The sequence below is a fragment of the Natrialba sp. PRR66 genome, assembly GCF_034808065.1.
Classification (GTDB): domain Archaea; phylum Halobacteriota; class Halobacteria; order Halobacteriales; family Natrialbaceae; genus Natrialba; species Natrialba aegyptia.
In genome coordinates, this window is record NZ_JAXHGN010000003.1 from 636831 (window position 1) to 657418 (window position 20588).

Below are 20588 nucleotides of genomic sequence, written 5' to 3' on the forward strand. Positions count from 1 at the left end.
CAGAAGAGTCCCGGGAGCTTATTCCCGCAGCGCGTCCTCGCGCTCGGTCGCCTCGAGCGTCTCCGTCTCCAGGTCGGTGGCGACGACGGCGGGCTTGTACGCGCCGCCCTCGAACAGGTCGTGATCGCTGACCGACGATTCGACGAATCGCGTGAACGCGCGCCGGTCCGCGGGTAGTTCGCCGTAGATGACCTCCTCCTCGACGAGGTCGTAAACCGGGATGCGCGGCGTCAGAAGGGTGTTCTCGCCGACGACGCTGTTCTCGCCGACGACGAACCCGCTCGTGACGCGACAGCCGGCCCCGAGCGAGACGTCGTCCTCGATGATGACGGGCGCGTTTTCGACGGGTTCCAGCACTCCTCCGATAAGGGTGTTCGCGCCGAGTTTGACGTTCGCGCCGATCTGAGCGCAGGAGCCTACCGTATCGCAGGAGTCGACGAGCGTCCCGTCGCCGACGTGCGCGCCGATGTTGACGAACGCGGGGCTCATCAGGATGCAGTCGGAGCCGATGTGCGCGCCGCGGCGGACGACGGTGCCGTCGGGCGTGTTGCGGCTGCCGCGTGCGGCGTAGTCGCTCGAGTTCGCAAGCGGGAGCACGTCGTTGTACGTGACGCCACCGTATTCGCGGGGTTCGGTCGCTCGCAGGCCGAAGTTAAGCAGGATGCCCTGCTTGACCCAGGCGTTTGCTTCCCACTCGCCGTCGTGCTTCTCGGCCGCGCGGATCTCGCCGTCCTCCAGCGCATCGAGGAACGAATCGAGCGTCGCGAACGCGTCCTCGCCGGCGCTATCGGCGTCGAGTTCATCGTTGTCGTACTGTGTCCACAGGTCATCGATTTCGGTCTCGAGTGCACTCATTCGTCGATCACATCCGCAAAGTTGTAGCTTCCCGCCTTCTGTCCAGCGATCCAGGCCGCCGCGTCGACTGCGCCGGCGGCGAAGACGCCGCGGTCCTCGGCGCGGTGGGTCAGGCGAACCTCCTCGTGATTCCCTGCGAGCAGAATCTCGTGCTCGCCCGTAATATCGCCCGCGCGGAGCGCGTGAACGCCGATCTCGCCAGCCTCGCGGGGGGCCTCTCCCTCGCGGCCGTGCGTGCGCTCACTGAACTCGCCGTTGGCCTCGATCTCGTCGAGCAGTCGGTTCGCGGTCCCGCTCGGGGCGTCCCGCTTCGCGTTGTGGTGAGTCTCGACGAGTTCGACGTCGTAGCCCGGCAGGCTCTTGACGGCGTCGCCGATGACGTTCACGAGCGCCTGCACGCCCCGAGCGAAGTTCGGCGCGCGGAGGACCGGAATCTCGCCGGCCGCGTCTTCGAGCACGGCGAGCTGCTCGTCGTCAAAGCCGGTCGTGCCGGTGACGAACGCGACTTTGGCGTCCGCGCAGGCACGGGCGTACTCGATCGCCGATTCGGGGCCGGTGAAGTCGATCACCGCCTGCGGTTCGTGTGCGGCCAGCAGCGACCCGAACTCGGCCGCGGGGTCGACCGCGACGCCGTCGACCGTCTCCCCATCGGGTTCGCGATTGACCGCGAACGCCACCTCGCAGCTCCCGTGGTCCGCGACGGCGGCGATCACTTCGCGGCCCATCCGGCCGGTCGCACCGGTGACGCCGATTCGAGTTGCGGCCGTCATTGATCGCCTCCCGGTTCCGACTCAGACTCAGACTCAGACTCCGATTCAGATTCCGCGTCGGCAACCGTCGGCTCGCGCTCGAGTTCGGCGAGCACCGCTTCGAGTTCGTCGCGGTGCTCCTCGGAGAGTCGGGACAGCGGCGGGCGCATCCGTGCGGGGCCGTACCCGCGAATCTGCATCGCCTCCTTGACCGGAATCGGGTTCGTCTCGACGAACAGGTCGCGGAATAGCGGCCCGAGTTCGTGGTGGATCTCTCGTGCGCGTGTGTAGTCGCCGTCGAGCGCCGCGCCGACCATCGCGCAGGTCCGTTCGGGCTCGATGTTCGCGGCGACGCTGATCGTCCCGGTGCCGCCGACCGAGAGGGTCGGAAGGGTCAGCGCGTCGTCGCCCGAGAGCACGCTGAACTCGTCTTCGCGCGTGCGCTCTGCGATCTCGCCTATCTGTCCGAGGTCGCCGCTTGCGGCCTTGTAGCCCGCGATGTTCTCGTGCTTTGCGAGGGAGACGGCGGTGTCGGGGTCGATCGATCGGCCTGTCCGCGAGGGGACGTTGTAGACGATCTGCGGGAGGTCGACCGCGTCGGCGATCGTACGGTAGTGCTCGATCAGGCCGCGCTGTTCGGGCTTGTTGTAGTACGGCGAGATAAGGAGCAAGCCGTCCGCGCCGGCGTCGGCCGAGCGCTCGGAGAGTTCGAGCGCCTCGCGGGTGTTGTTCGACCCGGAGCCCGCGATGACGGGTACGTCGTCGACGGCCTCGATGACGGCTTCGACGACGCGGACGTGTTCCTCGTGGGTCAGCGTCGCGGATTCGCCGGTCGAGCCGACCGGAACGAGACCGTCGACGCCCGCGGCCTCGAGTCGCTGTGCGTCCTGCTGGAGCGTTTCGAAGTCGATTCGTTCGTCGTCGTCGAACGGCGTACACATCGCCGGGAAGACGCCGGAAAGGGTGAGTTGTGTTGACATGGGTTCGGTGTGTGCTGTGAGGTGTCGCTGTGTTGTCTCTTTTTGTGTGTCGAGTCGTCGCCTCGAATCACTGCGGTAACCGATCGTACTCCGTCTCGATCACCGGGTTCGCGATCCGTCGCGTGCCGTCGAACCGTGCCCGAGACGGGATGCCACGCCGCCACGAGCACACTCACACGCGTTTCGGTTTCGGTTTCGATTTCGACAGGGTCGAAAAACGAGCGTTGCCGTCGCTCACGGCAGCTGCGACAACCGGGCGAGCGACGAGACGCATACACGACTGACTGGCCCGCGACCCCTTATCGATTGTGTTCACGACCCTATTAGCCGCGATAGACCTTTGCTACCGATAGACATACTTTTTCGCGAAACTTATCCCGTCGCATTACTTACAGGCGACCATGACAGACTTCGGTCTGAAGGTGCGGATGGCGATCGTCGGCTCGATCCTGTTCGCCTTTTACATGGTCGTCGGCCTCTTCGGCCTGGCGATGTTCGGGACGAAGGCGTGGCCGCTCGTTCTGCTCGGCCTGCTCGTCCTCCCGTTCATCCAGTACAAGATCGGCACCTGGTCGGCGACCAGACGCGCCGAAGAAATGCCCGAGGAAGGCCAGTATCAGGAAATCCATCGGATGACCGAATCCCTCAGCCGGGACATGGGCATCGAGAAACCCACGCTGATGGTCCAGCAGATGGGCGTTCCCAACGCCTTCGCGACCGGCCGCAAGGGCAACGGCATCGTCGTCGTCTCGACCGAACTCATGAGCCTCCTCCAGCGCGACGAACTCGAGGGCGTCATCGCACATGAACTCGCCCACATCAAGAACCGCGACGTCGTGACGATGGTCGTCGGACAGTCGATCGGGATGATGGTCGGCTGGGTCGCCTACATCGTCTACATGATGGGTGACGACCGCAGCTTCGGGAGCATCTTCGTCGGGATGATCATCTCGAACATCGCACAGATGTTCGTCATGGTCTTCGTCCTCGCCATCTCGCGGTACCGAGAGTACGTCGCCGACGAGGACGCCCGACAGTACATCGGCAGCGGCGAACCGCTCGCCCGCGCGCTCGAAAAGATTTCCTCGGGTTCGGAGGGTCGCGAGTCGACGCTCGATGACAGCGTGAGCGCGCTGTGTATCTTCAACGCGGACCGTGGATTGCTCGAACGGCTGTTTGCGACGCATCCGCCGATGGAAAAGCGCCTCGAGAAACTCCGTCAGTAGCGATCGATCACGCTGTCCGCTATCTCCGTTGCACTGACTCGTCTGCTGGCCCACGAACGACGCGATTTTTTAGGCTGCACGGCCCACCAGTAGGTGTGACCGATATCCATCCCGACCAGCGCGTCGCCGTTCTCGTCGACGCCCAGAACCTCTATCACTCCGCACAGAGCCTTCACAGTCGCAATATCGACTACTCTGCGCTCCTCTCGAAGGCCATTCAGGACCGCCAGCTTACCCGTGCGATCGCTTACGTCATCCGTGCGGACGCACCGGAGGAGGAGAGCTTCTTCGATGCCCTCGTCGATATCGGCTTCGAGACGAAGATCAAGGACATCAAGACGTTCTCCGACGGCACGAAAAAGGCCGACTGGGACGTCGGGATGAGCCTCGACGCCGTAACGCTCGCTAACCACGTCGACACGGTAGTGTTGTGTACCGGTGATGGTGACTTCTCACGACTCTGCTCGCACCTTCGTCACGAGGGCGTCCGCGTCGAAGTCATGGCGTTCGAATCCTCCACGGCCGACGAACTGATCGACGCAGCCGATACGTTCCTCGATCTGGGCGACCGCCACGAGACGTTCCTGCTCTGAGACGGCCTGGTGTGCCGATTTTCGGGCGCACTCGTAGACGGTCGCGGATGCGCCAGAACCAACTTCCAGCAGTCCGTCTGAGCGGCGCGCTACCCAGGTGACGCTTTACTCTGTCAGCGACGGGTCAACTGACCGGACACCAACACCACACAACCGTTACGATGGTGTCGCCGTCCGTGCGAGATCGATCGCAACCGCAACCGCTCCAAGCACCAGCGCCAGTCCCGATACGAAGAGAGCCACGGGATACCCGCCGGCACTCGTCTGCAGAATCTGCGGCCCGGCAAGAACCAACCCACTGACTGCGAGGAGGACGGTTCCGAGAACGATCTGTACGACGTCCATTCACGATCTACTACCAACGCAATGTATATAATAGCCCTGATTACCGTCAGGACACCTTTCACCTCGGCCCGACAGCGACGATCGAAGGGCTTTCGACTCGACGCACGAAACACCGTCCAATGAGCGAGCCATCCGACGGGAACGCCGGCCTCTCGACGCTTCGGACCATCGCGGACTACCAGTTCGGCGCAGGCACAGGCACGGCTCTCTTTCCACCCACCGAATCCCTCACCGTCAAACGAACCTCCTCCGGCCGACCACAGCAAGTCCACGCCGAAGCCGGCCGCATCGTCTCCTTCGGAATCGACGGCCGCTTCACCCTCGGTCTCGAGGGCGGTCGACGACTGGATGCCGCACTCGAATACCCCGCCTATCGCGTCGTCGTCGACGACGAGAGCGAACCGTTCGTCCGCGACGAAAAGAACGTCTTCGCCAAGTTCGTCCGCGAGACTGGCCCGAACATTCGACCCGGCGACGAAGTCCTCGTCGTCCACGAACGCGGCGAGGTCCTCGCCGTCGGCCGCGCCGAACTCGCCGCCGCCGCCATCGAGGACTTCGAAACCGGAATGGCCGTGAACGTCCGGGAGGGCGCGCCAGCCGCGGAATAACCGCCGTCCTCGAAACGACGACGCGTACAACCACACACGACCACACGCACGACCACACGAGTTCTTCTGTCTCGTATCGACCCCGACCCGAACAACCACGTTACTGCTCTGGCTTACACGTCGTACGCTCTCTATCGCTAGTGAACTCGAGCGACCCTAGACTTGCGATTCGAACTCCCCGACGAACGTGTGATAAGTGCAGTCGATATTTCGAGTCGACGACACCAAAAGGATCATGTATTAACTGAACGTTCAGTCTCGCAATGGAAGCAGACTTCACGAACAAGACCGCGATCGTCACCGGTGCTGGGTCCGGTATCGGCCGGGCATCCGCAGAACGGCTTGCAACGGCAGGTGCAGCCGTCGTCGTCGCCGATATCGACACTGCCAGCGGTCACGAGACCGTCGACCGCATTGAAGATGCAGGCGGCGACGCCGTCTTTGTCGACGTCGATGTCACCGACGAAGACGACGTCGAAACGATGGTTGAGACTGCCATCGACGAGTTCGGGAGTCTCGATATCGCACACAACAACGCCGGCATCGAAGGGGAGACGGCTCCACTAACTGAACTCGATTCGGCGCAGTGGCACCAGGTCCTGGATATCAATCTCACCGGGGTCTGGTTGGGATTGAAACACGAGATTCCGGCGCTCATCGAGAGCGGCGGCGGAAGTATCGTGAACACGTCGTCGATCGCCGGACTCGTCGCGGACGGAACCGCACCGTACGTCGCGAGCAAGCACGCCGTCGTCGGATTGAGCAAGTCGGCCGCGATCCAGTACGCTGACGATGGCGTTCGCGTGAACGCGATCTGTCCCGGCGTGGTCAAAACGCCGATGGTCGAACGAAGTCTCGAGGAGCACCCCGGCGCGATCGACCAGCTGACCGCCGACCAACCGCTCGGCCGAATGGCGACGCCGGAGGAAGTCGCGGACGCCGTCGCCTGGTTGGCATCGGACGAAGCGTCGTTTATCAACGGCCACTCGCTGCCGATCGATGGCGGACTGCTCGCGACGTAACTCCGACACCGTTTCGCCGCCGTTGACGGTGGGGCGTGTCCGGTCACGAACGCAATATGGGTCGAACACAGCCAGCGAATCGCACTGCTACTGCTCGAGAACTGCCGGTGTTTCGTGTTGTAATCCGAGCGGGGTGCCTTTTGCTTGGTCTCGACGACGCGGCCCCACTGCGCTTCATCGAGTTCAGTAATCGGTGTGGTGGCGTTGCCGGTGGCGACGTTGTTGACGGTGAACTCGAGTCGCCCGTCGTCCCGTAAGCGCGCCGGGTTGTTTTTATATTGAACGAATTTTCAAACCGGTGTCGATCGGTGTCCCGAACTCGAGTCGTAGAAGGCTCCTCGATAACAGCTATAGTCCGCAACCGGAGGGTAATATAGAACGGTTCACATACCTTCTCCGCGACTCCCCGACGGGCGATAAGTACAGGTCGCTCATAGACCAGACACTGCGGAGAGAACAGTTCCGAGAAGACTCAGACAGGCGGCACCAACTAGCGCAAAGAGGGCGGCAACAGAGATTTTAAACTCGTCAGGGTCGGTTCGCAGTGATTCGTAGCCAGCACTGACAATCATCCCACCCCCACCGACTGCCATAAGCAGTATCGGTATACTCTGGTCGCCAGAAATGAGCGATCGCACTGCTGGGAACCCAAGAGACAGTCCAATTACTGCAAGAGCGCTGTTATAGATGTATAACCGTTCCATAGGCGTTTTATCAAACCTTGCTCACTAATAGCTGAGGGAAATTGTGTTCTTCCGTTCTGTTCGCATCTGTAGTAAACCATTAATTCAGTTCAGATAGGGGTAAAAACACTATGCGAATCGTTCTATGACATCCTTCTGGTCCACGCCCGATCAAGTCGGTCATCAACGATTCGGTGGCCCGCTCGAGTTCAGGCCTCGTCGCTATCAGTAGTCGCTGCCGTCGGCGATGCCGGCGCAGCATCGTCCACCTTCAATCGGCGCAACTGAGTCAATAGCGCGGCGCGAGCCGTCTCGATCGAGAACTCGTCGTTCGCCGTGAGCCGGCGCGTTCGAGTGCCGGTAAGCAACGAGAGGAAGAGTTCGGCCTCGAGATCGGGATCAACGGGAACGAACTCGCCGGACGTGATGCCGCGCTCGACGATCGACCGGAGCAGCGTTTTCAGTTCGCGGTCGGCTTTCAGGTACTGGGTTCGGGCGTCAGCGTCGTGCGGTGCGTTCACCCGGAGTTCGAACATCGCGAGTTGCACCCGATAGGGATCGTCCGGCAGCGTTTCTGGAACGAGCGTGTCGATGAGCGTCCGGAGTTGCTCGTCCGGGGCGTCGTCGCTGACCTGAATCTCGGTGAGGAACTGTCCGAGTGCGTAGTCCAGAAAGTCAAGCAGTAACTCGTCTTTGCCGTCGTAGTGGTAGTACAGCAGCGATTTGCTGTTGTCGAACTCGTCGGCGATGGCCTGTATCGTGAGATCGCCGTAACCGTGCGTGCTAAGCGCCCGGTAGGTCGCCTCCATGATCTCTCGCTTGACCGGATCGAGGTCGTCTCCGCTTCCCGTTCGCTCTCCGCTGTCGTCGGTGGTGTTTCGCTGTCGTGTCATTGTATTTCCGCCTGCCGCAGATCCGTCGGTCTCCCGCCGCCACGATCGTATCAGACCATCCGCCGCCGGGTCGAGTAATCCCTTCCGTTCGGTCGTGATCCCCTTCGGATCCGTCAGAGCTGGCACTCTCGCCCGATCTCTCGTTCGTATCGCTCTTTGATCGCCTCGAACAACGATTCGCCGATCGGCGTCCGCAGTCGCGGCGCGGCCGTCGCGAAGAATTCGTCGAGGTCGTCGAACTCGTTGAACTCGTCGGTCGGATCGCTCTCATCGTATCGATTCGCGCGCTCGTACTTGAGTGCCTGGAGACAGTTATCTACCAGGTCCATGTCCTTGACGAATCGAGAAACCGGCGTCTCGCGTTCTTCGTACTCCTTCCACAGGTGACGCGGCTCGTCGTCCTGAAACGGGTTAAGAAGGTCGGCGATAGCGTCCCGCTCCATCGTTTCTTTCGTCTCCGCGGTGATTCGTTGGTCGTCCGCCGTCGCTCTGGTTGCAACGTCGCCCGTTCGTGCCTCCGCGGCGTCGTGGACGACGGCCATCGCAACCGCTCGCTCGCGGTCGACCGCCTCACCCGCACGGTCGGCGTACAGCAGGCACAGCATCGCCGTGCCCCACGTGTGCGCTGCGACCGACTCCGGCGATTCGACGCCGCGAAGGTCCCATCCCGTCCGCGTCTCGTCTTTCAACTCGAGGAGTTCAAGTAGGGAGCCGAGTTCAGCGTCCATGGGGTTCCTGATGGGATACCGGTGGTTGAACGTATCGCTCTGGTGGAGCGAACGGGCGGTCGGTATCGATACTGGCATCGATCGTCGGCACCGTCGGTGCGCGAGCGGGCGCAGTGACGGGAACGGACGGTTCGCAGGTGGAACGACAAAGTAAAAGGTCGCGGGTGGCGACGTGTCGGGTATGTTCGGAGGAGGCGGCGGACTCAATCCGCGCAAGATGGAACAGATGATGCAGCAGATGGGGATCGACGCCGAGGACGTCGACGCCGAGGAGGTAATCATTCGCACCGACGAGTACGATCTCGTCTTCAACGACGCCGAAGTCACCAAGATTGATGCTCGCGGCCAGGAGACCTACCAGATCATCGGCTCGCCGGAACAGGTCGAGTCCGGCTCGGCCGGCGGTGCCGGCGGCGATGCCGACACCGACACCGACGACGGTGGCTCGTCCATCCCGGACGACGACGTCGAGATCGTCGCGATGCGAGCCGATGTCAGCGAGAACGAGGCTCGAACCGCACTCGAGGAGAACGACGGCGACCTCGCCGCGGCGGTCGAGGACCTCGAGTGAGCCGACCCGTGCAGCGAGGGGAGTACGCGTGAGCGGTCCTGCCAGCGGGACGGCTGCGCCGTCCGATCGGTCGCCGGTCCTCCTCGTGCGCGGCGACCGCGAGTTCCTCGTCCAGCCCGGCGAGGAGATGGGAACCGACCTCGGCATCCTCGACGTGCCCGCCGATGTCGAGCCGGGCGACACCGTCGAGACGCATCTCGACGAAGCGTTTCAGGTGCGACGCCTTCGCGGTCCGGACCTCTTTCATCACTTCGAGCGCACGGGCGCGCCGATGGTCCCCCGCGACATCGGGCTGGTGATCGGCGAGACGGGGATCGCCCGCGGCGACCGCGTCCTCGACGCCGGCACCGGCACGGGCGTGCTCGCAGCCTCGATGGCCCGGGCCGGCGCGTCGGTCGTCACCTACGAGCGCGACGCCGAGTTCGCCGATGTCGCCCGCGAGAACATGGAACTGGGCGGCGTCGCGGACGCCGTCGACGTTCGAACCGGTGACCTGACCGCTGAACTCGAGACCCTCGATCGCTCGTCGTTCGACGTACTCACACTCGACACGGGCGATGCGGCGGACGTGGTTCCGCACGCTCCGGACCTGCTGGTCGAGGGCGGCTTCGTCGCCGTCTACAGCCCGTTCATCGAGTCGACCCGCGAGGTCGTCGAGGCGGCCCGCGCGGCCGAACTCGCGAACATCCGCACGCGGGAGACGATCCAACGCGAGATGCAGTTCGACGACCGCGGCTCCCGACCCTCGACGGCCCCCGTGGGTCACACGGGTTATCTGACGATCGCGCGGAACGAATAGCGTCTTTTTGCACCGTCACGGCCGGAACCGGCGACACATCCGAAGCGACAGCTATGCTCCCGCAAGACGCGACAGACCGCACGTAAAATCCCGTTAGTTGTCGTCCTCGCGCCACTTGTGCTCGCACTCGGTACAGATGAAGAATCTCGTCTCGGATTCGTCGGCCGAGCGAATCTGTTGCATGTACCAGTACGCGCGGTCGTTGCCACACTCCGGACACGTTGCATCCGTCTCGGGAAGCGACGTCTCCTCCGAGGACTCGATGACCTCACTCGCCTCCTGATCTTCGGTGACGGTGTACTGATCCGCGTCGCCCTTCGGTTTCGTAAACCCGCAATTACCGCACTCCCAGACGCCGTCTTCAGCTTTCATCATCGAACCGCATTCGTCACAGAACTCCATTGTTGTCCGGCTTACGGCGGTCGAGCGACTTAAGCCACCCGTTTGGATACGGGACGGCTACCGGCCCGTCTCCCCGTGCGTCTCGCAGGTCCTTGCAGATCCGAACCCCCTCAGCCCTCTCCTTCCGACTGAAACGGCTCGCCCACCGCCTCCCGGGGCAACACGTTGTGTAACTCCGCCTCGAGTTCATCGGCCGTCTCGAAGCGGTCGGTCTGCAGCTGCCGAAGCAGCGACCCGAGGTTCCGTTCGCCGTCGGCGAGCACCAGCGTCGTGTCGCTGAACTCGTCCGCCGCGTCGTCGCTCGTCACCGGGTAGGTGAGCGTTTCGAACGCAGCGTCGATCTCGTTCAGTTTGAGTCTCGATACCATGGGAGACAAAACGCCGTCTACCGGCTTGTACCTCCCCATCAGCGGCGGTGACGCTCACTCGCGAGGACATTTCGGTTCGAAACGCTAATCGGTCGAGGGGGCACACGTCACTACCAATGCGACGTCTCGTTCGACTGGTCGCTGCGCAGTTTGCCGTTGATCGGCGAGTGCTCGCGCTCGCGTTCGCCCGCATGGCGGACGGAATCGGGAACTCGTTTCTGGTCATCGTTATCCCACTCTACGTCGGAAGCGACATCGTCGGTGGAACGACGTTCGGCCTGTCGGAGTCGATGATCATCGGCGTTATCCTCTCGCTGTTCGGTTTCTTCAACAGCAGCTTTCAGCCGCTCACCGGCCGTCTCTCGGATCAAACCGGTGCCCGAAAACGGTTCGTGCTGATCGGTCTCGCCGGCCTCGCAACGACCAACGCGGTCTATCTGTTCGCCGAAACGTACGTCTCGCTCGTCGTCATCCGCGCACTGCAAGGTGTCAGCGTCGCGTTCATCATTCCGGCGTCCGTTGCGCTCGTCAATGAACTCGCGACGACGCAGGACCGCGGCGGAAACATGGGCGTCTACAACACCTTCCGGCTGGTGGGATTTGGCTCCGGACCGGTCGTCGCGGCCGCAGTCGTCAACGCGGGTCCGTACGGCCTTCCGATCGGAGAACTGACGGTGTCGGGTTTCGATGCCGCGTTCTACATCGCGACGATCACGGCCGTCATCAGCTTCCTGCTGGTGACCGTGCTGATCACCGACCCGCAGACGACGCGAGCGAACGCCGGTGCGGACCTCTCGATTCCGATCCGGGATCAGTCCGGCCGGCACCTGCTTGATCCGATCTTCACGCTCGGCGTCGCCTCGCTGTTTATGGCGACGTCGATCGCGCTCTTTGCGACCATCCAGATTCAGGTCAACGAGCATCTCCAACAGGGGGAAGTCTGGTTCGGGTTCCAGTTTGCGGCGTTTATCATCGCCCAGGTCCTGCTCCAGACGCCGATCGGCCGCGCCTGCGACCGCTACGGTCGCCGTCCGTTCATCGTCGGCGGGATGCTCCTCTTGATTCCGACGACGCTCTCACAGGGGTACGTCCCGACCTCGGAGACGATGTTCGTCGCCCGCCTCCTGCAGGGCGTCGCCGGGGCGATGGTCTTCGCACCGTCGCTCGCGCTCGCGGGAGACCTCGCTGGCGAAGGCGAGTCGGGTTCGAAACTCTCGGTGCTGACGATGGCCTTCGGCTTCGGCATCGCCATCGGCCCGCTCTCCTCGGGCGCACTGGTCGGGTTCGGTTTCGAAGTGCCGTTTATCTTCGGGACGGTGCTTGCCACGCTCGGCGCAATCCTGGTCTACACGCAGATCGAGGAAACCCTCGAACACACCCGGCCGGTTCCGGTCGTCGGCGACGACTGACCGAGACCGATCTGATTCGACGCCACGGGACCGACACATGACCACCACGAAACCGGCACAAAACCGGCACAAAACCGACCGCCAGCGCCACTACGACCCGCACTGCAGCGCTGGAATCGGGACGCAACGCAAAAGTACCGCATCCCCGTACGCTTCGACGATGACGCTCTCGGAGGAGGCCAGCGAACGGCTGGCCGACGTAGTGGAGTTACAGCCGACGAAAAACGCCGAGTTGCAAGAGCGGTGGGGGTTAGAGAGCGGCAGTGAGGTCCACCAGTATCTGGAGAACGAACTCGGCGACTACTACTTTCGCGACGACAACAGTCTGATCCGCGCGACCGCCGAGGCGGCCGAACTGGTCGATGTCGAACCCGGTATTGAGAGCGACCCCGAGAACGAGGGCGTTCCCTCCCGCGTTCGCGTTCCCGAACTCCAGGTCCAGATCGTCGACGTGCTGGCCGGTCCCGACGAGGAGTCCGAGAGCGTCGTCTCGGTGCTTCACGCGCTCCGGGACGAGTTCAGCGTCGATCCCGACGCCGAGGACGTTCGGTCTGGGTTACAGAGTCTGCGCCGGAAGGGTGTCGTCGAGGTCGAGTACCGGACGGTGCCGACGTTTCGGCTGGCCGTTTCGCGCGACGAGATCGACGTCGAGGTTGCCGACTGAGAGCTGCGTTCGGTCACTGACTCTGTAGCACGGGCCGCTGTTGATCGGGTGTCGGGCGTATTCGCCTGGAGCGGGTTCGTGCGATCGCGTCTGTGCACCACAGTCGATACTGTCCAGCCGAATCTACTCGCAACGTATCTCCAGCACTCCCGATAGGACAGTCGACTTTCAGTTGTGTACTGCGGCCGCCGGCAGAGGCGGGTGTGCCTTCGTGATCGATTTTTCATCGACTGCTAGTCGACGGTCTGAGTGTGAGTCTGAATCTGAATTCGAATCGGGATCCGAGTTCGACAGTCTACGTCTGATTTTGATAGTGGGTCCCTGGGTCGGTACCGGCCGTTAGTGGTTCTGTCCCGGCCGTCGTCGACGCCGTCGCGCCGCCAGCAGTTGTTGGCACCGTTTTCCGGGACCGCCCTCGATCGGCCAGCCGCGCGTCCGCCAAGCCGGCGGCTCCGGTTCGAACTTGGAACACGATCCGCGGCACTCCGCCCCCGTCGGCTGGCAGTCCTTCGCCGTACAGTAAGGCACGAGCTGTGTCCCATCCTCGCGCAGCGTAAACCGTCGACAGTCCGGTCGCATCGTCTCGACGAACGACCGCCAGCCGCGCTCGTAGGCCCGCTCGGCGATCGCGAGTCTCGTCTCGGCTTTCGCGTCCGGATCAGCGAACTCGAAGCGAGCCGCCGACCCGTCGCGATCGCCGCCGCTCGGGCGCTCTACGATCCGCGTTCCCGGCTCCTCGACCGCAAGCTGGCGGGGATGCCACGCGATTTCGGCATCGAGCGTCACCGAGTTCAGGACGAGGATGCCCGCCTCGACCGGTAGGTCCTCGAAGAGCACGGGTTCGACGCGGCCGTCGGTTTGCCGGGTGGCGACCCAGACCTCGTCCGCAAGCGCCATGCCGATGTCGAACTCGAGTTGGGAGGCGAGGGCGCGGGCGGCGCTCGCATCCAGATCGGGTTTGTTCTCGATGGCGACGATACGCTCGACCCACATCGGGTAGGACCACTTGCGGCGGATCTGGATTCGATTGCCCCGCTTGCGCGTGTCCAGAATGTCACGGTCGGCGGCGCGGTGAATCGATTCGCGGACGTACCGCCACGGGTACCCCGGGTCGGGAAGCGCATCGCGATAATAGGTCCACGCTCGGGGTGCGTTACGGACGACGTGTAATAGATCACTGTCGAGTCGCTTCGGCCCGAACTTCGCGCGCTCGCGAAGGGCGCTCGGATCGCACTCGAGGACGATCGTGTCCCAGCGGCGGCGTTTCGTTCCGAGCTGTCGGGCGACGAGCGGATACGCGTCGGTCTCGCGTTCGTCCGGTGGCCACTCGCGTTCGGCCCATCGGCAGGTTCGTAGCTCGAAGCTGAACTCGGCAGTGTCCGTGCTCACGGACGCCGTTGGACGCGGGGGAAGAAAAACGCTGCTCGACCGATTCGCGAGGACGGTTCTAAACGCATCGCCGGTCTCGTCGCAGCAACGGTCGTCGTCAAGCAACGGTAGTCACCGCCGAGCGGCGCGCTTACCGACCCACGCTGACCGTCCAGCCGCTCTCTACCGCACAAGTGGCGGGCGGGGACCGCTTACGCTTCGTCCTCGTCCAAGATTTCGTCTAAGTACTCGTGGGCGTCCTCCAAGATTTCTCGTGGACCGTCCTGTGTGACGGTGTTGACTGCCTGTTCGTAGTCGCGCCATTGCAGGTCGCGGTGTTCGTTCGAGAGTTCAGCGCTCGCCTCGAACGACTTCGCAATAAAGAGGTGAACGGTTTTGTGAATCGTCTTGCCGTTCGCCTCGAAGACGTAATCGTAGTCCTTGCGAAACCCGTCGAGAAGGCGAAATTGATCGATACCTGCCTCTTCCTTTACTTCGCGGATCGCCGTCTGTTGTAGCTCTTCAGCTCCTTCGACACCGCCCTTCGGAAACTCCCAGTCGCCCGGGCGGCTCTTGAGTAGAAGATACTCGCGCCGGCCCCGCGTGTCGCGGAAGAGGATCGCGCCTGCGCTCGTAGCTTCGACTGCCATTATCAGTGCTAATAGATGCGACGTTAAGAGAATATCGGACTGTTCGTCGCGCATAGACGTATCTCAGCAGGTTTTTACGCACCGACCGTGGACGATTGGACTACGAGCCATGACCTTCGTCACCCGTCTCACACTCCAGAGCGGCGATCGCGCCGCCCTCGACGGTATCGTCGACGACATCAAAACCACCGCCGAGCGGAAGGGTGCCGCCCTGAAGGGTCCCCACTCCCATCCGCCGAAGAAACTATCGGTCCCCCAGCCCTGCCGACTGCACGCAGACGACGACCGCCGCTTCGACTCGTGGGACTACACGGTGTTCACTCGCGAACTCGAGATTCACGGGCACGATAACCTCGCCCGTAACATCGCCTCGCAGAACTTTCCGGATTCGGTTCACATCGAGGCCGAAGTCGAGCAGATTCACGGTGCAGGCCGCGGGAACCGAAACTAGTCCCACCCGGTCGATCCACGGGTGCGTGCTTTCTCCTGTCTACGGCTTCTCCAATACCGCCCAGTAATGGGCCTGATTTTCACCGGATTCGTGCCGTATCTCCGCGACGTGCCACCCGGTCCCGACGGCGGCCTCGCGCACTCGTGCAGGACTGAACAGCCGAAAGAGCAACGTTTCGCCGACCTCACCCTCGTACTCGAAGTGCAATACTCGGTGTGCCAGACCGGGCGTCGGATCGGGACGGTACCCACACAGTGTCTCGGCGCCGGCGACCGTGGGATCGTAACAGTCCAGAACAGCCGTTGCCTCGGGCGCGGTCACAACTGCCAAGTCTCCGAGAAAGCGCCGTAGTCCCTGCATCGACCCCGCAAGGCCGAGTTGCGTACCGTGTGCGAGCGCCGATCGGAACCGATTTCGGTCGAACGACTCCCGGAGTTCGAACATGTCGGCGCGCCGCGCGTCGCGAACGCCGCGCTCGCGCATCGTCTCGACGAGGTGCTCGCTCACCTCGATGGCGACCGTCTCGAACCGCTCTTGAAAGTATCGCGCGTGCCGTCCCGCCCCCGCACCGATATCGAGGAGCGGTCCTTCCAGCCGCGATTCGATCCACTCCCCGTCTGCGCCCTCACCGGTGAACGGCGTGAGGTAGAACTCGCCGATGGGGTGCTCGCCGGATTCCGGCCCGTCTCGATGGATGAGCGGCTCGGTTTGATCGCCCCGAACGCGATCCCGGATGGCGCGGCCGTACGGATCTGGTGACATCGCACCTCGAGTTCACTCGCCACCGGTACTAACGCTAGGTGTGCATCGGTATCGAGACACACCGTCTGTGACCGCAACCGACGACGCCATCCATGCAGCGAGACAACTCGGTGATCGACCGACGCCACGAGACGCGACCGCGACTGGTCGGCACGCCTTTCACACCGCCCGACAATAGTCCGCTATGGTCGATAGCGACCTCGTCACACTCCGGCGAGACCTGCACCGCAAACCCGAACCAGCCTGGCGCGAGTTCTACACGACCGCTCGCATCGTCTCCGAACTCGAGTCTCGATTCGAACTCGACGAACTCCACGTCGGCCCGGACGCGCTCGCCGGCGAGCATCGGCTGGCTGTCCCCGACGACGCCGAACTGGCCGACTGGTACGAACAGGCTCGCGAGTACGACATCGACCGATCGGTTCTCGATGAACTCGAGGGCGGCTACACGGGAGCCGTCGCGGTCCTCGAACGCGGCGAGGGACCGACGGTCGGCCTGCGGGTCGACATCGACGGTCTCCCGCGACCCGAGTCTGACGACGCCGACCACGTCCCCGCCGCTGAGGGATTCCGCTCGGAACACGACGGCGCGATGCACGCCTGCGGGCACGACGCTCACGCGACCATCGGCGTGGGGGTACTCGAGGCTATCGCGGAGAGCGACTTCTCGGGCACGCTCAAAGTGTTCTTTCAGCCCGCCGAGGAGGTCATCGGCGGCGGCAAGTCGATGGCCAAGAGCGAGCACATTCAGGACATCGACGCCCTGCTCGCCGCCCACATCGGCCTCGATCACCCGACCGGCGAAATCGTCGCCGGCATCGACGGCTTCCTCGCCGTCTCGCACCTCGAAGCCACGTTCACCGGCGAACCGGCCCACGCCGGCGGCCACCCCGAGCAGGGGCGCAACGCCGTCCAGGCGATGGCGACGGCCGTCCAGAACCTCTACAGCATCCCCCGACACAGCGACGGCCCGACGCGGATCAACGCCGGCGTCGTCGAGGGCGGCAGCGCCGCGAACGTCATCCCCGAGGAAGCCCGCATCGTCGCCGAAGTCCGGGGCAAGACGACCGATCTCATGGAGTACATGCGTTCGAACGCCCGCCAGGTGCTCAACAGCGCCGCCGACATGCACGACTGCGAGGTCGAGATCGAACTCGGTGCCGAGGCTCCCAGCGCGACCAGCGACGCCGATCTGGTCTCCGTCGTCAGCGATGTCGCCAGCGAAACGGCGGGCGTCGAAACCGTCCTCGAACGAGATGAACTCGGCGGCAGCGAGGACGCGACGTTCCTGATGCAGGCGGTTCAGGACAACGGCGGCAGCGCCTGCTACGTCGGTATCGGGACCGACCACCCCGGTGGTCATCACACCGCGACGTTCGACGTGGACGAGGAGAGCCTCGAGCACGGCGTGGCTGTGCTCGCTGGTGCGATCGAACGGCTCAGCAGCGAGCGGTAGTCGTTTCCGGTCCTGTTATTCCAGAATGTTATTATAATCCGACCAGTATAGATATCTGACAGTGCGTTTCACTACAGTCACCGCTTGGCCCGACCCGGCCGAGGTGACGTGTCGGTGATCCAGCTGACGCGATTCCGGCTCGGACTCTGGCTTCGAATGACTGTCGCACTTATCTTAGTCACACTCGGCCAACTCACCATCCTTGCCGTTGAGTTCGTCATCGTTGCGATCTGTGTCGTATATCTGTACCTCGAACTCGAGACGCTGCTGGCGATCTTTTTCATCTTCGGACTGGTCTTCACGTGCGTGTACGCCGGCTGGATCGCCGTTACGAAACCGATACGGTGGCTCTATCCGGATCGGACGCTTTCCGATCGGATCGCTCATGACGGCGTCGCCGACGCTGTCGAATCCGTCGGTGAGTGGCTGCTGTCCTCACAAGTACTCATGAAGTGGCAAAAGTCCCTCGCGACACTCCTCACACTGGTTGTGGGACTCTTTGTCGGCTTCGCCGTCGCAGAGTCCACCGATTGGCGTGCGGCGATCAACCTCCAGCAGACAGCAGTCGTGGTCGGCGTTCTCGCAGTGCTAGCCCTCCTCACACGGGTCGTCTACAGCGAATGGACCGACGACGCGGCCGCGCTCCGTGAACTCGAGGACTCTGCCCGCGTGCCCGAGGACCCAGCGGTCGAACTTGCGGCCCAACGGGCAGCGGTCCAGGCTCGCGTCGACCGCCTTGCCAGGCAGGTCGACGTGCCGTCGCCGACGGTCGTACTCGGAACGTCGTCGACTCCGATCGCCGCAACCGCCGGCTACCGCCCCACGAGTTCGACCGTCGTCATTTCGCGCGGACTTGTCGACGTACTCGAGGCCGACGAACTCGACGCCGTCCTCGCACACGAACTCGCGCACGTCCAGAATCGAGATGCCGCAGTGGTGACGATCCTCTCGGTGCCGGCGGCGTATGCGTGGAAAATGGTTGAACGGTACGAGCACGGCGCCATCATGATCTTGGCCGGGGCAGTCCTCGCTGCGGTCCGCTGGTCCGTCGCCATCGTCAGCAGATACCGCGAATACTGCGCGGACGAGGGATGCGTCGCGATCACCGGCGATCCTGCCTCGTTGGCGAGCGCTCTCGAGACACTTGATACTGAACTCGAGCACCGTCCCGCAGCAGATCTCCGACACCACGACTCGGGTGCGGCGTTCTCGATCGTACCGCCTCCGTGGGAGGAACACCGGTTTTTCGATCGGACGCGGCAGTTCATCGACCGGAAACTGTTGGGAACGCACCCGCCGACCGAAAATCGAATCGAACGACTCCGCACTCACGTGTGAAATCCGTTGTCGCAGGCCGGGAGAGCATCGAACACCGTGAGAAGCTCACACTCCGGGGAGAGCAGACTATCTGTACGTTCTCGACCGCGAACGGCGACGCCGAGGCGGACCGATGACTGACGTGGAATACGCTCTGTGCACCCGAAACGAGAGGGGGAGTGCTTTTTATCGGCTGTTACCGAGACATTGCGCCGTGTGGCGAAGCCACCAGCTCGACGGATCCAGCGTGAAATGTCGTTGCTAGTACTTCGGATCTGCGCCGGTCGTCTCGTACACCGCTTCCATCAGCTCGTCGCGGCGCTGTTGCCAGTGTGCGAGCGCGGCGGGGTGATCCGGATAGTGCTCGTAGAGTTCGAGGAGGTCGTCGGCGCGGCGTTTGGTCTGGAAGAGGTTCCAGATAGTGCCCCAGTGGCCGCGGCTGTTGAGCAGGCTCTCGAGGGCGAGTTTCGGGCCGATGCTGGTACTCCCAGAGTACAGTGCCTCGGCGAGTTTCTCGCCGGGCATCGCGGCGAGCAGTCCCATCAACTCGTCGACGTCGACGGCCGTCGAGAGGATGTTGTACACGTCGAGCGCGGCGTAGCGCGCGCCGAAGTGGTCCATCACGCGCTCGTTGTACTCCCAGAGGGCCTTCTCGCCGAGATCGCCGTCCTCGAGACCCGCGATAATCGCTTCGGCGGCGTACTTGCCGGCGTAGGCGGCCCCGGCGATGCCTCCGCCCGTCGTGGGGTTGACGTGGCCGGCGGCGTCGCCGATGGCGACGTAGCCCGGGTGGACGGCCGAGTCGTACGGCCGGCGAGTGGGCAGTGCGGCACCGAGTTTGTCGTCGACCGCCGCGCCGTCGAACTCGGCGCGGTTCTCGAGATCGTATTTGAGGTCGTCGACGAGTTTCATCGGCTCTTCGGTCATCTGAAAGCCCAGGCCGGCGTTGATCTCGGTTTCCGTTCGCGGGAAGTACCAGAGGTAGCCTGCGGCCCGTTCGGTCGGCTTGAAGACGAGCGCATCCGACCACTCGACCGGCTCTTCGACGTGAACGATCTCGCGGTAGGCCGAGCAAAAGTGCGAGTAGTCGACGTTGGTGTCGAACGTCGAGTTCGAGAAATCGACGTGGTCTTGGAGCACGGAGAGCGATCCCGCGGCGTCGATAACGACTTCGGCCTCGTAGGTGCGCGGGTCGCCCTTGTGGACGGCTTCGACGCCGGTGACGGGGCCGCCGTCAGGTTCCTGGGTGACGTTCTGGACGACGGTATCGTAGTGGAAGTCGGCACCCGCGTTTTCGGCTCCATCGATGATCCGGCGGCCGTACTCCCAGCGGTCGATAACGGCCAGTTCGCCGGGGATTGGGATCTCGAGGACGGTATCTTCCTGTGGAATCTCGAAGCGGCCGTGATCGACGCCGGTGTTCGTGAACGCGGGTTCGAGGTGGGACTTCGGGATCGACTCGGGGAACGCGTCGGCTCCCTTGAGCGCGTCGCCGCAGGCGATGTGGCCTGCTTCGTCCTCGGTCTTGCGTTCGAGGACGACGACGTCGTAGCCGTCGCGTGCGATTGTCGCCGCCGCATAGCAGCCCGCGGTTCCGGCCCCGACGACGACGACATCCGGCGAGTGGGTCGTACCCTCGGGGGTCGACGCGGCAGCCGACTGTTCCTGTGTACTCATACCAACACTGTG

General features: G+C 63.4%; 23 protein-coding genes. 11 read left to right on the forward strand and 12 right to left on the reverse strand.

Annotated elements, in window-relative coordinates; all coding sequences use genetic code 11:
- Positions 1–18: 18 nt before the first annotated feature.
- Genes SM755_RS13610 through dapA form a run of 3 tightly spaced genes read right to left on the reverse strand, consistent with a single transcriptional unit; the run spans position 19 to position 2584 of the window.
- Positions 19–855, reverse strand: a complete 837-nt coding sequence (locus SM755_RS13610; protein ID WP_323173128.1) for a 2,3,4,5-tetrahydropyridine-2,6-dicarboxylate N-succinyltransferase — start codon at positions 853–855, stop codon at positions 19–21.
- On the reverse strand, positions 852–1625 hold the full coding sequence (dapB, locus tag SM755_RS13615) for a 4-hydroxy-tetrahydrodipicolinate reductase (protein ID WP_323173129.1): 774 nt from the start codon (positions 1623–1625) through the stop codon (positions 852–854). The genes SM755_RS13610 and dapB overlap by 4 nt, the downstream gene beginning before the upstream one ends.
- Complete coding sequence (gene dapA / locus SM755_RS13620; protein ID WP_323173130.1) at positions 1622–2584, reverse strand: 4-hydroxy-tetrahydrodipicolinate synthase; 963 nt, start codon at positions 2582–2584, stop codon at positions 1622–1624. The genes dapB and dapA overlap by 4 nt, the downstream gene beginning before the upstream one ends.
- 401 nt (positions 2585–2985) lie before the next feature.
- Here dapA and SM755_RS13625 point away from each other — a divergent pair, with 401 nt between their 5' ends.
- Positions 2986–3810: a M48 family metalloprotease gene (locus tag SM755_RS13625; RefSeq protein WP_323173131.1), complete on the forward strand. Its 825-nt coding sequence runs from the start codon at positions 2986–2988 to the stop codon at positions 3808–3810.
- A 95-nt stretch (positions 3811–3905) separates the two neighbouring features.
- Positions 3906–4403, forward strand: coding sequence for an NYN domain-containing protein (locus SM755_RS13630; RefSeq protein WP_006664867.1), 498 nt, complete (start codon positions 3906–3908; stop codon positions 4401–4403).
- Between the two features lie 156 nt (positions 4404–4559).
- On the opposite strand, the gene SM755_RS13635 is transcribed toward SM755_RS13630, so the two are convergent.
- Complete coding sequence (locus SM755_RS13635) at positions 4560–4748, reverse strand: hypothetical protein (protein ID WP_323173132.1); 189 nt, start codon at positions 4746–4748, stop codon at positions 4560–4562.
- A gap of 119 nt (positions 4749–4867) precedes the next feature.
- Here SM755_RS13635 and SM755_RS13640 point away from each other — a divergent pair, with 119 nt between their 5' ends.
- Complete coding sequence (locus tag SM755_RS13640) at positions 4868–5356, forward strand: PUA domain-containing protein (protein ID WP_323173133.1); 489 nt, start codon at positions 4868–4870, stop codon at positions 5354–5356.
- 263 nt (positions 5357–5619) lie between these two features.
- Positions 5620–6378 carry a glucose 1-dehydrogenase gene (locus SM755_RS13645; RefSeq protein WP_323173134.1) on the forward strand — a complete coding sequence of 253 codons (759 nt, stop codon included), beginning with the start codon at positions 5620–5622 and terminating at the stop codon, positions 6376–6378.
- An 892-nt stretch (positions 6379–7270) separates the two neighbouring features.
- Here SM755_RS13645 and SM755_RS13650 read toward each other — a convergent pair.
- A complete protein-coding gene (locus SM755_RS13650; RefSeq protein ID WP_323173135.1) occupies positions 7271–7954 on the reverse strand; it encodes a TetR/AcrR family transcriptional regulator in 684 nt (227 codons plus the stop codon).
- A gap of 113 nt (positions 7955–8067) precedes the next feature.
- Positions 8068–8682, reverse strand: a complete 615-nt coding sequence (locus SM755_RS13655; RefSeq protein ID WP_323173236.1) for an HD family hydrolase — start codon at positions 8680–8682, stop codon at positions 8068–8070.
- A gap of 181 nt (positions 8683–8863) precedes the next feature.
- Here SM755_RS13655 and SM755_RS13660 point away from each other — a divergent pair, with 181 nt between their 5' ends.
- Together SM755_RS13660 and SM755_RS13665 are read left to right on the forward strand one after the other, a co-directional pair.
- Positions 8864–9253 (forward strand): nascent polypeptide-associated complex protein, encoded by a 390-nt coding sequence (locus SM755_RS13660; protein ID WP_323173136.1) that lies wholly within the window; start codon positions 8864–8866, stop codon positions 9251–9253.
- 28 nt (positions 9254–9281) lie between these two features.
- Positions 9282–10052 (forward strand): methyltransferase domain-containing protein, encoded by a 771-nt coding sequence (locus SM755_RS13665; protein WP_323173137.1) that lies wholly within the window; start codon positions 9282–9284, stop codon positions 10050–10052.
- A 93-nt stretch (positions 10053–10145) separates the two neighbouring features.
- Here SM755_RS13665 and SM755_RS13670 read toward each other — a convergent pair whose 3' ends face one another.
- Both SM755_RS13670 and SM755_RS13675 read right to left on the reverse strand, forming a co-directional pair.
- On the reverse strand, positions 10146–10454 hold the full coding sequence (locus tag SM755_RS13670; RefSeq protein WP_323173138.1) for a transcription factor S: 309 nt from the start codon (positions 10452–10454) through the stop codon (positions 10146–10148).
- A gap of 110 nt (positions 10455–10564) precedes the next feature.
- On the reverse strand, positions 10565–10822 hold the full coding sequence (locus SM755_RS13675) for a hypothetical protein (protein WP_006664858.1): 258 nt from the start codon (positions 10820–10822) through the stop codon (positions 10565–10567).
- 116 nt (positions 10823–10938) lie between these two features.
- Here SM755_RS13675 and SM755_RS13680 point away from each other — a divergent pair, with 116 nt between their 5' ends.
- Positions 10939–12231 carry an MFS transporter gene (locus SM755_RS13680; protein WP_323173139.1) on the forward strand — a complete coding sequence of 431 codons (1293 nt, stop codon included), beginning with the start codon at positions 10939–10941 and terminating at the stop codon, positions 12229–12231.
- A 160-nt stretch (positions 12232–12391) separates the two neighbouring features.
- Positions 12392–12895 (forward strand): DUF5797 family protein, encoded by a 504-nt coding sequence (locus SM755_RS13685; RefSeq protein WP_323173237.1) that lies wholly within the window; start codon positions 12392–12394, stop codon positions 12893–12895.
- A 339-nt stretch (positions 12896–13234) separates the two neighbouring features.
- Here SM755_RS13685 and SM755_RS13690 read toward each other — a convergent pair whose 3' ends face one another.
- Complete coding sequence (locus tag SM755_RS13690) at positions 13235–14284, reverse strand: DUF5787 family protein (protein ID WP_323173140.1); 1050 nt, start codon at positions 14282–14284, stop codon at positions 13235–13237.
- Positions 14285–14475: 191 nt separating this feature from the next.
- Positions 14476–14913, reverse strand: a complete 438-nt coding sequence (locus SM755_RS13695; RefSeq protein WP_006664853.1) for a bis(5'-nucleosyl)-tetraphosphatase — start codon at positions 14911–14913, stop codon at positions 14476–14478.
- Positions 14914–15022: 109 nt separating this feature from the next.
- Between SM755_RS13695 and SM755_RS13700 the strand changes: the two genes are divergently transcribed.
- Positions 15023–15364: an uS10/mL48 family ribosomal protein gene (locus tag SM755_RS13700; RefSeq protein ID WP_006664852.1), complete on the forward strand. Its 342-nt coding sequence runs from the start codon at positions 15023–15025 to the stop codon at positions 15362–15364.
- A 39-nt stretch (positions 15365–15403) separates the two neighbouring features.
- Here SM755_RS13700 and SM755_RS13705 read toward each other — a convergent pair whose 3' ends face one another.
- On the reverse strand, positions 15404–16126 hold the full coding sequence (locus SM755_RS13705; protein WP_323173141.1) for a class I SAM-dependent methyltransferase: 723 nt from the start codon (positions 16124–16126) through the stop codon (positions 15404–15406).
- Positions 16127–16310: 184 nt separating this feature from the next.
- Here SM755_RS13705 and SM755_RS13710 point away from each other — a divergent pair, with 184 nt between their 5' ends.
- Positions 16311–17582 (forward strand): amidohydrolase, encoded by a 1272-nt coding sequence (locus SM755_RS13710; RefSeq protein WP_323173142.1) that lies wholly within the window; start codon positions 16311–16313, stop codon positions 17580–17582.
- 156 nt (positions 17583–17738) lie between these two features.
- On the forward strand, positions 17739–18920 hold the full coding sequence (locus tag SM755_RS13715; RefSeq protein ID WP_323173143.1) for a M48 family metalloprotease: 1182 nt from the start codon (positions 17739–17741) through the stop codon (positions 18918–18920).
- A 240-nt stretch (positions 18921–19160) separates the two neighbouring features.
- Here the strand turns inward: SM755_RS13715 and SM755_RS13720 are convergent, their stop codons facing one another.
- Complete coding sequence (locus SM755_RS13720; RefSeq protein WP_323173144.1) at positions 19161–20576, reverse strand: geranylgeranyl reductase family protein; 1416 nt, start codon at positions 20574–20576, stop codon at positions 19161–19163.
- Between the last annotated feature and the right edge of the window lie 12 nt (positions 20577–20588).